Annotated in this window: 13 protein-coding genes and 1 riboswitch; of the genes, 10 read left to right on the forward strand and 3 right to left on the reverse strand. The window is 65.0% G+C overall.

The window, feature by feature from the left end:
* The first annotated feature begins 29 nt into the window (after positions 1–29).
* Positions 30–107, forward strand: a riboswitch (Fluoride riboswitch).
* A 77-nt stretch (positions 108–184) separates the two neighbouring features.
* A complete protein-coding gene (locus N5B55_RS18100; RefSeq protein WP_304540869.1) occupies positions 185–1,465 on the forward strand; it encodes a voltage-gated chloride channel family protein in 1,281 nt (426 codons plus the stop codon).
* A 39-nt stretch (positions 1,466–1,504) separates the two neighbouring features.
* Here N5B55_RS18100 and N5B55_RS18105 read toward each other — a convergent pair whose 3' ends face one another.
* Entirely contained in the window at positions 1,505–2,215 is a 711-nt protein-coding gene (locus N5B55_RS18105) for an IclR family transcriptional regulator (RefSeq protein ID WP_065854095.1), read from the reverse strand.
* Positions 2,216–2,385: 170 nt separating this feature from the next.
* Between N5B55_RS18105 and N5B55_RS18110 the strand changes: the two genes are divergently transcribed.
* The 8 genes from N5B55_RS18110 to N5B55_RS18145 all read left to right on the forward strand — a co-directional run bounded on the left by N5B55_RS18110 (position 2,386) and on the right by N5B55_RS18145 (position 10,292).
* Positions 2,386–3,084: an RraA family protein gene (locus tag N5B55_RS18110; RefSeq protein ID WP_304540871.1), complete on the forward strand. Its 699-nt coding sequence runs from the start codon at positions 2,386–2,388 to the stop codon at positions 3,082–3,084.
* Positions 3,084–4,034 (forward strand): NAD(P)-dependent oxidoreductase, encoded by a 951-nt coding sequence (locus N5B55_RS18115; protein ID WP_304540873.1) that lies wholly within the window; start codon positions 3,084–3,086, stop codon positions 4,032–4,034. Before N5B55_RS18110 ends, N5B55_RS18115 begins: the two co-directional genes overlap by 1 nt.
* Positions 4,035–4,039: 5 nt before the next feature.
* Positions 4,040–4,990 carry an SMP-30/gluconolactonase/LRE family protein gene (locus tag N5B55_RS18120; protein WP_304541862.1) on the forward strand — a complete coding sequence of 317 codons (951 nt, stop codon included), beginning with the start codon at positions 4,040–4,042 and terminating at the stop codon, positions 4,988–4,990.
* A gap of 61 nt (positions 4,991–5,051) precedes the next feature.
* On the forward strand, positions 5,052–6,416 hold the full coding sequence (locus tag N5B55_RS18125) for an MFS transporter (RefSeq protein WP_304540875.1): 1,365 nt from the start codon (positions 5,052–5,054) through the stop codon (positions 6,414–6,416).
* 75 nt (positions 6,417–6,491) lie between these two features.
* Positions 6,492–7,817, forward strand: coding sequence for an MFS transporter (locus tag N5B55_RS18130; RefSeq protein ID WP_304540877.1), 1,326 nt, complete (start codon positions 6,492–6,494; stop codon positions 7,815–7,817).
* A gap of 1 nt (position 7,818) precedes the next feature.
* On the forward strand, positions 7,819–8,748 hold the full coding sequence (locus N5B55_RS18135) for an amidohydrolase family protein (RefSeq protein WP_304540879.1): 930 nt from the start codon (positions 7,819–7,821) through the stop codon (positions 8,746–8,748).
* A complete protein-coding gene (locus N5B55_RS18140; RefSeq protein WP_304540880.1) occupies positions 8,745–8,900 on the forward strand; it encodes a hypothetical protein in 156 nt (51 codons plus the stop codon). The genes N5B55_RS18135 and N5B55_RS18140 overlap by 4 nt, the downstream gene beginning before the upstream one ends.
* Before the next feature lie 87 nt (positions 8,901–8,987).
* Complete coding sequence (locus N5B55_RS18145) at positions 8,988–10,292, forward strand: O-acetylhomoserine aminocarboxypropyltransferase/cysteine synthase family protein (RefSeq protein ID WP_304540881.1); 1,305 nt, start codon at positions 8,988–8,990, stop codon at positions 10,290–10,292.
* A gap of 45 nt (positions 10,293–10,337) precedes the next feature.
* On the opposite strand, the gene N5B55_RS18150 is transcribed toward N5B55_RS18145, so the two are convergent.
* Together N5B55_RS18150 and N5B55_RS18155 are read right to left on the reverse strand one after the other, a co-directional pair.
* Positions 10,338–11,072: a hypothetical protein gene (locus N5B55_RS18150; RefSeq protein WP_304540882.1), complete on the reverse strand. Its 735-nt coding sequence runs from the start codon at positions 11,070–11,072 to the stop codon at positions 10,338–10,340.
* Positions 11,073–11,183: 111 nt separating this feature from the next.
* Positions 11,184–12,557 (reverse strand): amino acid permease, encoded by a 1,374-nt coding sequence (locus N5B55_RS18155; RefSeq protein WP_304540883.1) that lies wholly within the window; start codon positions 12,555–12,557, stop codon positions 11,184–11,186.
* Between the two features lie 258 nt (positions 12,558–12,815).
* Between N5B55_RS18155 and N5B55_RS18160 the strand changes: the two genes are divergently transcribed.
* Positions 12,816–14,894 carry an alpha/beta hydrolase domain-containing protein gene (locus N5B55_RS18160; protein ID WP_304540885.1) on the forward strand — a complete coding sequence of 693 codons (2,079 nt, stop codon included), beginning with the start codon at positions 12,816–12,818 and terminating at the stop codon, positions 14,892–14,894.
* Positions 14,895–14,899 lie beyond the last annotated feature (5 nt).

The following is a 14,899-nucleotide window of genomic DNA, read 5'->3' on the forward strand; positions in this document are numbered from 1 at the left end:
TGACGGTGCCCGCGTTCAGGCACAATCCCCGCCCTTGTGGAGATGGCATGCCTCCCTTAACCGCCGGTCTGCGGATCACGCATCCGGCTGATGATGCCTACAAGTTCCTGGTCGAAGGAAGTTGTAGGCACGCGCCCAAACGACGTTCTGTCGCTCAGGTTTGAGTCCTTCGAATCTGGTCATCATGAGGAAAACGCTTACACGCTCCGAGCCGCTGCGCATGTTCGGGTATCTGCTGCGCTGGCTCTCGCTCGGTTCGCTCGTCGGCATGCTCGCCGGGCTTGGCTCTGCGGTGTTGCTGCTGGCGCTGGATTGGGCAACCAACACGCGCACCGCGCACCCTTGGCTGCTGTGGTTCCTGCCTGTGGCGGGGCTGGCCGTGGGCTTGCTCTACCACTACACGGGGCAATCGGTGGAAGGCGGCAACAACCTGCTCATCGACGAGATCCACGACCCCAAGCGTGTCGTGCCCAAGCGTATGGCGCCGCTCATCCTGCTGGGCACCGTCGTCACGCATCTCTTTGGCGGATCGGCCGGGCGTGAGGGCACGGCCGTTCAGATGGGCGGCAGTTTTGCGGACTACCTGACGCGGCTGTTCTCGCTGGCGCCCGCGGACCGGCGCATCTTGCTGATGGCGGGCATCAGTGCGGGTTTCGCATCGGTCTTCGGCACGCCGCTGGCCGGCGCCGTGTTCGGGCTGGAGGTGCTCGCGATCGGCCGTCTGCGTTATGACGCGATCCTCCCGTGCTTCATCGCGGCCATCGTGGGCGACCTGGTGCCGCCGTTGCTGGGGGTGCACCACACGCCGTATGCGATTCCGTTTGTGCCGCATCTCACGCCAATCGCCATTGGGCTTGTGGTCGTGGCGGCCATCGTCTTCGGTCTGGCGGGGATGACATTCGCGGCGGTCACGCACCGGCTCAGCCGCCTGTTGAAGCATCACATCGCCTTTGGGCCGCTTCGCCCCGTGCTGGGCGGCAGCGTGGTCGTGGCGGTGGCCTTGGCGCTGGGGACGGACAAATATCTCGGCCTCGGCATTCCGGTCATCGTGGATGCGTTCCACACACCGCTGCCGGCGTACGACTTTGCCGGCAAGGCGGCGTTCACGATCGTGACGCTGGCGTCCGGCTTCAAGGGCGGCGAGGTCACGCCGCTGTTCTACATCGGCGCCACGCTGGGCAATGCGTTGGGTTACGTGCTGCCGTTGCCTTTCCCGCTGCTGGCGGGCCTGGGGTTCGTTGCCGTGTTTGCGGGGGCCGCCAATACGCCCATCGCGTCGACCTTGATGGCGATGGAACTCTTCGGCCCCGAAGTCGGCACGTTTGCCGGCATTGCCTGCGTGGTGAGCTATCTCTTCTCGGGCCACACCGGCATCTATCATGCGCAGCGCATTGGCCATGCGAAGCGACCTACCGAAGCAGCGCCGGCAGGGCAGGTTCCGGCCGAATCAGCCGAGCGCCCTTAGCACTGCGATGCGCGCTCGGCATCAGGCAGCGTCTTCACGTCAAGCGCCGTAGAGGCGTTCGCACAACGCCGCACTTGCGCCGAGCTTGCGCGACAGCTCGGACGCTGCCTGCAACTGCTTCGCGACGAAATCGCCGGTGGTGCGCGCCGCTTCGAGCCGTGAGGCTGCGCCCGATAGTGTGAGCGCGGCCATGAACTTGTCGCCGGAGCCGAAGACGGGCGTGGCAAATGCCGCCGTGTGCTGATCGCGCGCGCCGGAGGTGAACAGGGGTAATTCGGGCGTGCCGTCATACAGCGCTTCACCCAGCCCCCAGTAACGCAGCACATGGCTGATGGCCGTGTCGTCCAGCGGCAGCGACGTGCCGGGCAGGCGCGTCTCGCGCAGACCTTCCGACGGTTCAGCACGGAACAGGCACAGGCGCCGCCCGTGATCGATGACGTAGTACGATGCGCTCTCTCGCGTGGCTGCCGCCAGCGCGTGCAGCACCGGCTCCACCACCGAAGACAGGTGGAACGACTGCTCGTAGAGCTTGCCGAGGTACAGCAGGCGCGGTCCGAGCGAGTACGCGCCAGACTCGGAGCGGGTGACATAGCTCATGCGCTCCAGCGAGTTCATCAGCCGGTACACCGTGGTCTTGTGCATGCCCGACGCTTGCGCCAGGGCCGCGAGTGAGAGGGCTTCCGCCCCGGGCTTGAAGCAATCCAGCAAGGCCAGCGCCTTTTCCACTGCGGCAACGCCGTCATTCCCCATTTTCCGAATCCCCCGAACTCCGAATGGCAGGATTGTACCATGTACAACGCCGTTGTATCTGGCGAAAGGGTAAACGCTAGTGGATCGACCCGCTTGCCGTGGCTATAGTGGTTTCACTGAGTACACCCGTGTTGTACATAGTACAACTTCACAGTCTGAGGCAGGTTTTCATGAGTACCCTTTCGCACAACATTTCCGCCATCGTTCGCGATATCGAGCGCGTTTCACCCGCGCTGGTTGAGGCGGCGGCCCGCTTCCAGGCGGCCATCCTGGCTGACGTTGCCGGCCGCCGTGGCACCTTGAACTGTCGCGTCAAACCGCTCGCGCCGACCATGAAAGTGGCCGGGCCAGCCGTCACGGTGGAAGTTCGCCCCGGCGACAACCTCGCCATCCATGCCGCCCTGGCGGTCGCCAGGCCCGGCGATGTGATCGTGGTGGACGGCAAGGGTGACCAGAGTTGCGCGCTGATCGGCGAGATCATGGCCACGCAGGCGCAGGCCACCGGCATCGCCGGGTTTGTCATCGATGGCGCGGTGCGCGATTCGCATGAGCTGGCGCACGGCACGTTCCCGATTTTTGCTGCCGGCTTGAACCCGTGCGGGCCGACCAAGAGCGTGGCGGGCCGCGTGAACCTGCCCGTGTCGGCTGCCGGCGCGACGGTGCATCCGGGTGACCTGGTGGTGGGCGACGCAGATGGCGTGGTCGTAATCCCGCGTGCCGACGTTGAGCGCATTCTCGTGCTCGCACAGAAAAAGGTGGACGTCGAAGCGGCCCGCATTGCGGCGATCCGCAAGGGCGATACGCGCCCCGGCTGGCTCGAGAAAGAACTGCGCGCGGCGGGCATGCTGGCCGAAGGCGAGGCACTGTAATGAGCACGACTGCAACCAAGCCTGTCCTGCTCGTCACGGCGGCTGACCTGGCACCCGAGGCGTTGGACATGCTGGGCGATTTCGAAGTCGTGTTTGCCGGCAAGCAATCCACCGAAGACGACATCGTTGCGCTCTGCGCCCGGCACAAGCCTGTGGCAATCATCGTGCGCTACGGCAAGGTCAACGCCCGCATCATGGATGCAGCCGCCGGCAACCTGCAGGTGATCTCGAAGCACGGCAGCGGTATCGATGTCATCGATCAGGACGCCGCCGCGGCACGTGGCATTGCGGTGCGCGCTGCAGTGGGTGCCAACGCGGCTGCTGTGGCCGAGCATGCGTGGGCGCTGATCCTCGCATGCGCAAAGTCGGTCCCGCAGCTGGACGCGCGCATGCGTGCCGGCCATTGGGACAAGGCGACGCACAAGTCGATCGAACTGGATGGCCGCACGCTCGGCCTGGTCGGTCTGGGTGCGATCGGCCGGCGGGCTGCCACGATTGGGCAGGCGTTCGGTATGAATGTCATCGCCTTCGACCCGTACGCCAAGGAGGCACCGGCAGGCGTGATGCTGGTGAGCCTCGGCGAGTTGTACGCGCAGTCCGACGTGGTGTCGCTGCACTGCCCGTTGACCGCCGAGAACCGCAAGATGCTGAACCGCGACGCGTTCAACTGCTTCAAGCCCGGCGCGATTCTGGTCAACACGGCGCGCGGTGGCCTCATTGACGAAGCCGCGCTGGTGGAAGCGCTGGCCAGTGGCCAACTCCGTGCAGCAGGGCTCGACAGCTTCGATGTGGAGCCGATGACGGTGCCGCATCCGTTCCAGGGCGTTGCCGACATCATCCTGTCGCCGCACATCGGCGGCGTGAGCGATGCGGCCTACGTGAACATGGGCAAGGGCGCGGCGGCCAATGTGCTCGCAGTGATCGAGGAACGTGCCCGCACGGCGGCGTGATGTCCATGTTCCTGCTCTCGCCACCGGCGGTGCGTGAAGCCGAAGTCTTCACGCGCATGCCTGCCAGGTTTCGCAAGCCCGATGTCCAGACGGAATGGGCGCGCGCCAATCGCGGTGGGCAAGCCACCGACTCGTTTCTCGAAGGACCGGTGTGGTGTCCGGACGGCCGCGGCCACGGTCATCTATACGTGACGGATATTCCGCACGGTCGCGTCTTCCGGATCTCGCCGACGGGCGATTGGGAACTGGTGACCGAATACGACGGCGAGCCCAACGGCATGAAGTTCGTCGACGATGCGCACCTGCTCATCACCGACTACCGCAACGGGCTGATGCTGCTCGATATCCAGCGCGGCGAAGTCACGCCGTATCTTGAGCGCCGCAACTCCGAGCGCTTCAAGGGCGTGAACGACCTGACGTTCGATTCGCACGGCAACCTGTACTTCACCGACCAGGGGCAGACCGGGCTGCAAGACCCGACCGGGCGCGTCTATCGCCTCTCGCCGGAAGGCAGGCTCGACATGCTGCTCGGCAATTGCCCCAGCCCCAACGGGCTCGTGCTGTCGCCCGACGAGAAGGTGCTGTATGTCGCCATGACGCGCGGCAACTGCGTGTGGCGCGTGCCGCTGCAGGCCGATGGCTCCGTCAGCAAGGTCGGCCAGTTCTTCACGTCATACGGCCCGAGTGGCCCGGATGGTTTGACGATCGACACGGCGGGGCGGCTGTTCGTGGCCAACCCAGGACTCGGCCGCGCATGGGTGCTGAACCACCGTGCGGAGCCGGACATGGTCTTGACCAGCCCCGAAGGTGCCTCGCTCACGAACCTGTGTTTCGGCGGCGCCGAAATGAAGACGCTCTTCATGACCGAATCGGTGTCCGGCACGGTGCTCAAGACCGAGATGGACATCGCCGGCCCGCTGCCGCATCGGGCAAAGCAGACGAAAGCAACGCCCTAGCCCAGCCCATCGATACCCGACCCTGAGCGCTCATAGAAGCGCGATGGAGGAGACCAAGCAAATGTCTCAGACTCTGAGTGCCATCACGCCAGCGCACGGCGCGGATGAGCGCCCCGCCGCCACGCTGCCCGACGCGGATTACGAGGCGAGCGAACGCACGCTGGCCAAGGCGTTCTGCCGCATCCTGCCGTTCATCTTCGCCTGCTATGTGATCAGCTATCTCGATCGCACCAACGTGGGCTTTGCCGCGCTCACCATGAACAAGGACATTGGCCTCACGGCCGAGCAGTTCGGGTTCGGCGCAGGGTTGTTCTTCATCGGGTATTTCCTGTTCGAGATCCCGAGCAACCTCATCATGCAGAAGGTGGGGGCGCGCATCTGGATCGCGCGGATCATGATCACGTGGGGCATCTTCTCGATGGCCACGGCGTTTGTGGTCGGGCCCAAGAGTTTTGCGGCGGCGCGCTTTCTGCTGGGTCTTGCCGAAGCGGGCTTCACGCCGGGCATCTACCTGTACTTCACGCACTGGTTTCCGGGCAAGTGGCGCGCCAAGGTGACGGCTGCCTTCCTGGTCGGCATTCCTGTGGCGAACATGATCGGCTCACCCATTTCCGGCGCGCTGCTCGAACTCGGCGGCCTGCATGGGCTACGCAGCTGGCAATGGCTGTTGCTGATCGAAGGGCTGCCGGCCGTGCTGCTTGGCATCGCGTGCCTGTTCGTGCTGGCCGATCGGCCGGAAAAGGCGACATGGCTCACCGACGATGAGAAGGCCGTACTCGCGCGCCGCCTCGCCCTGGAGCAACGCGACATCGCCAGCAAGCACGGCGCGACCCTGCGCGATGCCATGACCAACTGGCGCGTCTTCGTGCTGGCGTTCATCAACTTCTGCGGCATCGTCGGCTCCATCGGCGTGGGCCTCTGGATGCCGCAGATCATCAAGCAGTTTGGCGTGCAGCACACCGTGGTCGGCTGGCTGACGGCCATCCCGTATGCGCTGGGTGCGGTGATCATGCTGTGGTGGGCCCGCATGGCGAACCGCGCGCAGAATCGCGTCCCGTATGTGGCTGCCGCGCTGGTGGTTGCTGCGGTAGCGCTGGCAGCCAGCACGGCCCTGGATGCACCGGCGCTCAAGCTCGCGGCGCTGTGCGTGACGGTGAGCGGCATCCTGGCGTTCCAGGCCACGTTCTGGGCGATTCCGTCCACCTTCCTCACGGGCCGCGCGGCCGCGGGCGGCCTGGCGCTGATCGTTTCCGTGGGCAACCTCGGCGGCTTTGTCGGTCCGTCGATGGTCGGCGCCATCAAGCAGTACTCGCAGGGCTTTACCGCGCCACTGCTGGCGGTGTCGGCTGTGCTGCTCATCGGAGCGCTGTCCATCGCGTGGCTGGGCGACCCCGGCGCCGATGCCGGTGAAGCTGCAACACGCTGATTGCGCAATCGCAGTACCTTTCTTCCCAGACATCCAATAGCGCCGCGCAACACGCGACGGCGCCAGGAGACACACATGCAAGTGACCGGCGGTACCGGCGTCACCGAGATCGAACGGCGGACCCTGCGCAAGGTGGTCTGGCGTCTCGTGCCATTTCTGATGGTCTGCTACCTGCTGGCCTTCATCGATCGCGGCAACGTGGGCATGGCCTCGCTACAGATGAATCATGACCTGGGGCTCACGGCCGGCGTGTTCGGGTTCGGCAGCAGTCTCTTCTTTGTGTCGTACTTCTTCTTCGAGGTACCGAGCAATCTTGCGCTGCAACGCTACGGCGCGCGCATCTGGATCGCGCGGATCATGATCACGTGGGGTCTGATCTCGGCTGCGACGGCACTGGTGCAAGGCCCGGCCTCGTTTTACGCGCTGCGCTTTCTGCTGGGTGCCGCCGAGGCGGGGTTCTTTCCCGGCGTGCTGCTGTATCTCTCATATTGGATTCCGGCAACGCACCGCGCCCGCATTGTGGCCACGTTCATGGTCGCCATTCCGGGGGCGAGCTTCATCGGCTCGCCCATCTCGGCTGCGCTGCTCCAGATGGACGGGTTCGCTGGATTGCGCGGCTGGCATTGGCTGTTCATCCTCGAAGGCATTCCGACGGTGCTGCTTGGCATTGCCTGCCTGCGCTTGCTGACCAATCGGCCTGAAGAAGCCAAGTGGCTGTCCGCTGACGAGCGCCAGTGGCTCACGAATGCGTTGGCCGGTGAAGCGCGCGGCCCGAAGAAGGTTGCGCAGATGCCGCTGGCGAAGCTGTTCTGCAACCGCTACGTGCTGTGCCTCGCGCTGGTGGATGTGTGTGCGTCGGCTGCCGGCAGCACGCTGTCGGTGTGGCAGCCGCAACTGCTCAAATCGTTCGGGTTGACCGTCATGCAGACGGGGCTGCTGAACTCGGTGCCATATGCCGTGGCTTCGGTGCTGATGGTGTTCTGGGGCCGCCGCTCCGACCGCCTGAAGGAGCGCCGCTGGCACACCGCCATCCCCATGCTGCTGATCGGGCTGGGCCTGTTCGGCACCTCGCTCAGCGGGTCTTTGGTGCCGACCATGGTGATGCTGTGCGCGGTGCTGGTCGGGGCCTATTCGTTCAAGGGGCCGTTCTGGGCGCTGGCCTCCGGCATGCTCTCCAACAGTGCAGCCGCTGCGGGGCTGGCCACCATCAACGCGATCGCCAACCTCATCGGCGGCGGCCTGATGGTGAATGTGTACGGCTGGGTCAAGCAGGCTACCGGCAGCTATGCCCTGGCGCTGATGCCGTTGGCCGTGCTGACGCTAGTGAGCGTGGCCACCCTGCTGCTGTTGAGTCGCTCCACATCAGAAGCGCAGATGCTGAACAAGACGGAGACGGCCTGACATGCGCGCACTCAACAGAAGGCGGTTCCTGCAGATGGCAGGCGCTGGTGCCGTGGCGGCCGCTGTTCCGGGGCTTACCGAAGCAGAAGAGTTGTGGTCCACCGGCAGCGCCGCGCCGACGTTCAAGCTGCCGGCCGGTGCAGTGGATTGCCACATGCACATCTACAATGACCGATTCCCCAGCGCCCCGGGCACCACGCTGCGGCCGCCCAACGCGAGCATCGAGCAGTACCGCAAGGTGCAGGCGCGTCTGGGCGTGCAGCGCAACGTGGTCGTCACGCCGTCGACATACGGAACCGACAACCGTTGCACCTTGGATGCGCTCAAGCGTTTCGGGGCCAATGCGCGCGGGGTTGCGGTGGTCGATACCTCCGTGACGGATGCCCAGCTTGCCGAGATGCACGCGGCAGGTGTGCGGGCCATCCGCTTTAACCTGAGCTATCCGGGGGCCACCACCGTCGAGATGCTTGCGCCGCTGGCCTCACGCATCGGCGCGTTTGGGTGGCATATCGAGCTGGTCGTGCAAGGCGCGAAGTTGCCCGCGCTGGAGCCGCATCTCCTTGCGCTGTCGTGTCCGCTTGTCATCGATCACATTGCGCACGTGCCACAGCCTGGCGGCATGCAGTCCGATGCCATGCGCACGGCGCAGCGCCTGGTCGACAAGGGCAACACGTGGGTCACGCTGTCCGGCCCTTACGTCGATTCCAAGACGGGTGCCCCTGCTTACGCCGATGTCGAGCCCGTGGCCAAGGCCTTCATCAACACGGCTCCCGAGCGGATGCTCTGGGGCACCGACTGGCCGCATCCCACCGAGAAGGCGCACAAGCCCGACGATGCTGCACTCGTCGATACGTTTGCCGCGTGGATCGGCCGTGCGGATTGGCAGCAGATGATCTTTGTGGCGAATCCGGTCAAGCTTTACGGCTTTTGAGAACAAGAACTCAATGCGATTCCAGCGAGGTGCTCCCCGCGCTCGACGCCCTGGGCGTATTTGCCATCCTGGAGGTGCGGGACGCGGCGCTGCGCAAGTTGATGACACACTGGCAGAAGGAGCGCGCCGCGTGCGCCGGCAAGAGCGCCTGAGCGCATAACCAAAGACAAAAACGGTCGTTCGCGTCCTGAACGGCAACCCCTATGCTCGCCGGAGATCAATCCTCCGGAGACGCGACGATGACGCAGCAATCGCTCACCACGGCCCCTGCCTGGAAGCTCGACACGGTAGCCGTCCACGGCGGCTACAGCGCCGACCCCACCACGCGCGCGGTGGCCGTGCCGATCTATCAGACCGTTGCGTTCGCGTTTGACGACACGCAGCACGGCGCCGATCTGTTCGACCTGAAGGTGCCGGGCAACATCTACTCCCGCATCATGAACCCGACCAACGATGTGCTGGAGAAGCGCATCGCTGCGCTTGAAGGCGGCATCGGGGCGCTTGCGCTGGCGTCGGGACAGGCGGCCGTCACATATGCCATCCAGACCATTGCGGAGGCGGGCGACAACATTGTCTCGGCCAGCACGCTGTACGGCGGCACCTATAACCTGTTCGCGCACACGCTGCCGCTGTCGGGCATCACCACGCGGTTTGCCGATCCGCGCGACCCGGCAGCGTTCGAGGCGCTGATCGACGACCGCACCAAGGCGATCTTTGCCGAGACCGTCGGCAACCCGCTGGGCAACATCACCGACATTGCGGCGCTGGCCGAGATCGCGCACCGCCACGGCGTGCCGCTCATCGTCGACAACACCGTTCCCACACCGTACTTGACGCGGCCCTTCGAGCACGGCGCCGACATCGTCGTGCATTCGCTGACGAAGTACCTGGGCGGTCACGGCACAAGCCTGGGCGGTGCGATCGTCGATTCGGGCAAGTTTCCGTGGGCCAAGCACAAGGCGCGCTTCAAGCGGCTGAACGAGCCGGACGTCAGCTACCACGGTGTCGTCTATACGGAAGCACTGGGTGACGCGGCGTATATCGGCCGCGCGCGCGTGGTGCCGCTGCGCAATACCGGCGCGGCGCTGTCGCCGTTCAACGCGTTCCTGATCCTGCAGGGCATCGAAACGCTGGGCCTGCGTATCGACCGCATCACGCAGAACGCCACGCAGATCGCCCGGCATCTGCGCGGCCACGCCAAGGTGGAGTGGGTCAACCATGCCAGCCTGGACGATCACCCCGATCACGCACTCGTGCGCAAGTACCTCTCGGGCAAGGCGCCAGGGCTGCTTACGTTTGGTGTGAAGGGCGGCTCTGCCGCCGGGGCGCGTTTTCAGGATGCGCTGCAGTTGTTCACGCGGCTGGTGAACATTGGCGACGCGAAGTCGCTGGCCACGCACCCGGCATCGACCACGCACCGGCAGCTGTCTGAAGCCGAGCTTGCCAAGGCCGGTGTGCGGCAGGAGACGATCCGGCTGTCGATCGGCATCGAGCACATCGATGATCTGCTGGCCGATCTGGATCAGGCGCTGGCGCAGGCTTGATGTGCAGACGTCGAGCGCCTCGCGGCGCTCGGCGCATGAGGCTTCTTACCGCCCCGTGAGCTGGAGCGTTTCCAGTTCCGACGTGGTGCGCTGGCTGCGCACGCCTCCGCTGTTGTAGACCTCATCAACAGACTTCACCCAGCGGCCGACCTCGGGCGCATACCACACGGCCCTATACGTCCGCCCAGTGGCCTTGCTTGGCTGGGTGCGTTGCGTCTGCGTGACCATCGTAGTGCCGCCCGCGGCGCTGTTGGCCGACTGCACAATGGCGGTGGATGGCGCCAGTTCAGCTATCCACTGACCTTCCGCCTCGATCTTGATGGCGTTGAATTTGCCGGCGGGCACTTCGACCGATTCATAGCCCATGACCTTGTAGTGCGTGTCCCACTGCTCAAGGGTATGGGCCTTGTTTGGATTGTGCTCGGTGAAGGAAACATCCCAGCTCTTGCCTGGCTGCAGCGGGAAAGCAAGCGGACGGTTGACGGTCGTCTCTTTGCCATCCACGTTGCGAATGCGACTCCAATCCGCGCCGGCGATAACCTCGATCGGGCCAGTAGGCGCGCCTTTGGCCTGCACCGTAAAGTAGATGTTCGACGCCGTGGTCCGCACAACGGTGAACGTGTCATGCGTCTGCTTCCAGCCGGACGGCCCTGTCTCGATGGTGGTCTGGTACGTCCACTGGTCGCCGCTTTTGATGACAGGGGCATCTGCCGACTGCGCTGCAGCCAGCACCGGCGTGGAAAGTAAGAGCGCGGCGAGGAACAGTTTCGCGGGAGTCATGAGCAGCGGAAATAAGCTGTTTGTAAGAATGAGAAACTGATCGTATCCCACATTCCCGCGTGAAAGTGCGCTCGCCAGCCCGTCAAGAAGTGGGGTGTGGCGGCAGAGCGACTACCGGTCTCGAATTCTTAGGTGCACGCATGCCATAACAGCCAAAAACGGCACCCCCACCACCAGCGTCATCCGAAAATCGGGCATCCACGCGGTGCTGACGATGATGACCGCCATGGCGATGGCGCCAAGCATGGTCAGCACCGGAAAACCCCACATGCGAAAGCGCAATGCGCGACGCTCGCGCTCGGCGGCGCGCCGGAAGCGCAGGTGCGTCACAAAGATGACGAGCCACGTGAACAGCGCACCGAACATCGCCAGCGACATCATCAGCAGGAACGAGTGGCCCGGCAGCACCACGCTCAGCACGGCCGCCAATGCTGCACCGGAGCTGGACACCGCCAGCGCGCGCAGCGGCACACCGCGTCGGCTCACCGCGCCCAACGCCTGAGGCGCCTGCCCGCCCCGCGCGAGGCTGAACAGCATGCGCGTCGATACATAGAGTTGCGCGTTCATCGATGACAGCGCCGCCGTCAGCACCACGAAGTTCATCACGCCTGCACCCCCGGCAATCCCGAGGATTTCCATCACCCGCACAAACGGGCTCTTGCCCGTGCCGGCTTGCTGCCACGGCACAACGGCGAGCATCAGCGCGAGCGTGCACAGGTAGAAGAACACCAGCCGGAACAGCGTTGAGCGGAAGGCGCTGGTGGCGGCGGCTTCGGGCTCGCGTGCCTCGCCGGCGGCCACCGCAATCAGCTCGATGCCGAAGAAGCTGAAGATGCTGACCACCGCACCGAACCACACACCATTCCAGCCGTGCGGCAGAAAACCGCCCGTGGTTACGTAGTTGTGAAAGCCGATCGGGCCGCCTTCGGGCGCGCGATAGATGGCGAAGCTGGCCACCGCCAGAAACGCGACGATGGCTACCACCTTGATCATCGAGCACCAGTATTCGGCCACGCCAAACACATCGACGCTGCTTGCATTGATCCACACCAGCACGGCCGAGAACCCGGCAATCCACACCCACGCCGGCACGCCCGGAAACCAGTACGCCATGTACACCGCCACCGCGGTCACCTCCGCACCGATCACGAAAACGACGGCCGCCCAATACGCATAGCGCACGAGGAAGCCGGCGAGCGGGCTCACGTAGTGTTCGGCATAGGCACCGAAGGAACCGGTGGTCGGGTGCGCCACCACCATTTCTGCCAGGCAGCCCATGAGCAGCAGCGCGATGAACGCCCCGATGGCGTAGCTGACGATGACGCCCGGGCCGGCCAGTTGGATGGCCGCCCCGCTGCCCAGGAACAAGCCTGTTCCGATCGCGCTGCCGATGGCGATCATGGTGAGTTGCGCGGAAGACAAGCGGTGCTGCAGGCCGCCTTCGCGCGCGGCCAGCGCTTCGAAGCTGCCGGTGGCCTTGGTCATGGTGTGGTGTCCTGGATCTGAAGAAGGGCCCGGATGCGCAGGTGCCATCCGTTGGAAGCCGCGCATTTTACGCGGGGGGGAGGGTGGGAAAGAGGCGCCCTTCATTCATCGCGCCCACCGCATGGTTGATCGAAACATTCCATTTCACCGATCAACGAAAGCTTTCTAGAGTTCTGTGCACAACCTCATCACAGCCTGCGGACCGCGTTGCATCGGGCTGCGCGCAAAAAGAACGACCCACCAACAGAGGAGACCACCATGAAGCTTCCGATTCTGGGAGGCGCGCTCGCGCTCGCCTGCGCGCTGGCCGCTTGCGGCGGAAATTCGGATGCTGGCCCGCCGGCCCCCGTGGCGAGCACAGCCCCGGCGCCGGCCTATCGCATCACGGTCAGCAAGACCGAGCCGGTGGCGGGCACGTTCGGCAACGTTGGTGCGTACGAGAAGATCTCCGGCACCTTCACCGGCGAGGTCGACCCCGCGGATGCGCGTAATGGCATCATCACCGACCTCAAGCTCGCCCCGCGCAACGCCAACGGCAACGTCGAATACACCTCGGAGTTCGTGCTGTTCAAGCCGGTGGACATGTCCAAGGCCAACGGCGTGCTGCGCTACGACGCGCCCAACCGGGGCAACATCGTCAATCTCGATCCGTACTTTGCCTCGCGCGGTTACGTCTTCCTATCGTCGGCGTGGCAGGGCGACGTGCCGGAAAGCGCCGGCCGCGTGACGTTGACGGTGCCGGTTGCGAAGAACGCCGACGGCTCGTCCATCATCGGCACCTACCGCGCCGAACTGCTGCCCACGGTGGCGACCACGGCGTCATTGACCTTGCCTGGCGGTGCGTTCAACGGCGCGATGGTGCCGTACGCGCCGGCCAGCCTCGACAACACGCAACCCGGCTACGTGCTCACGCGCCGCATCAACGAGAGCGACCCGCGCCAGCTCATTCCCGCTACGGACTGGAAGTTCGCCCAATGCAGCAGCACCGTGCCGTTTCCGGGCACGCCTGACCCGGCCAACATCTGCGTCAAGGGCGGGTGGGATCCGCAATACCTCTACGAACTCGTCTACGTCGCCAAGGACCCGAAGGTGATGGGCCTGGGCCTGGCTGCCGTGCGCGACATGGTCTCGTTCCTGCGCAGTGCTCCGGCCGATGCGCCGGGCGTTGCCAATCCGGTTGCGGGCGCTATCCGATACGCCATCGGGTCGGGCGTATCGCAATGCGGCAACTTCATGAAGACCTTCATCAACTTGGGTTTCAACCAGGCCGCCGACGGCTCAAAAGTGTTCGACGGCGTGTTTGCACAGATCGCCGCGCGGCAGACCAACATCAACATGCGCTTTGCCGTGCCGGGAGGCGGCGGTGGCGTGCGTGCCGATCACACCGCGTTCGGTCAGGGCGGCCGGCGCGGGCTGGCGAAAGACTATGTTGACGATGTAGCAGGCCGGCAGGGCGGCATCATGACCCGTTGCGATGCATCGGGCACGTGCCCGAAACTGTTCGTCGGCTTCAGCGGCACGGAATTCTGGACGTTGCAGGGCTCGCCCATGCTGACCGACGCGTTCGGCACCAAGGATCTGGTCCAGCCCGACAACGCGCGTGTCTATTACTACGCAAGCTCTCAGCATCTGCTGGGCGCGCCGTCGGTTCCGGGCGCGTCTGCCGCTGCCGTCTTCGGACCGGCGTACAACGCGCTGTATGCCACGAACGGCAACACCGGCGTGGTGCCGGTCATCCGGGCGCTGTATCAGGATCTGGAGGACTGGGTCGTGCGCGGTACGCAGCCGCCCGACAACCAGGTGCCGCGCATTGCAGATGCCACGCTGGTTGCGCCTGCGCACGTCGCGTTTCCGGCCATTCCGGGCGTGACATACACGGGTTTGGTGAACACGTTCCACCTGCTTGACTGGGGCCCGCAATACACCCCGCAAGATGAAACCGGCATTGCCACGCAGGTGCCGCCGGCCTATCTGGGCCGCGACTACGCCATCCTCGTGCCGCAGGTGGATGCAGACGGCAACGACATTGCCGGCATCCGCAGCCTGGACGTGGCCGTGCCGCTGGCCACCAACACCGGCTGGAACACGATCAACCGGCCGGGGATTGTCGATCAGCCGGGGCTGGTGGGCTCATTCTTTCCGTTGCAAAAGACGGCGGCTGCGCGCGCCAGTGCAAATGATCCGCGCTTGTCCATCGAAGAGCGCTATGGCACGCAGAGCGGCTACGTGGCGGCCGTGACGGCTGCGGCCAGCAGTCTGGTGGCGCGGCGTTTCCTGTTGCAGGCCGATGCGGACGCTGCAATCGCTTACGCCACGGCGCATGCGGTGCTGCCGTAAGTGGG

This window comes from Ralstonia pickettii (genome assembly GCF_030582395.1).
GTDB classification, from domain to species: domain Bacteria; phylum Pseudomonadota; class Gammaproteobacteria; order Burkholderiales; family Burkholderiaceae; genus Ralstonia; species Ralstonia pickettii_D.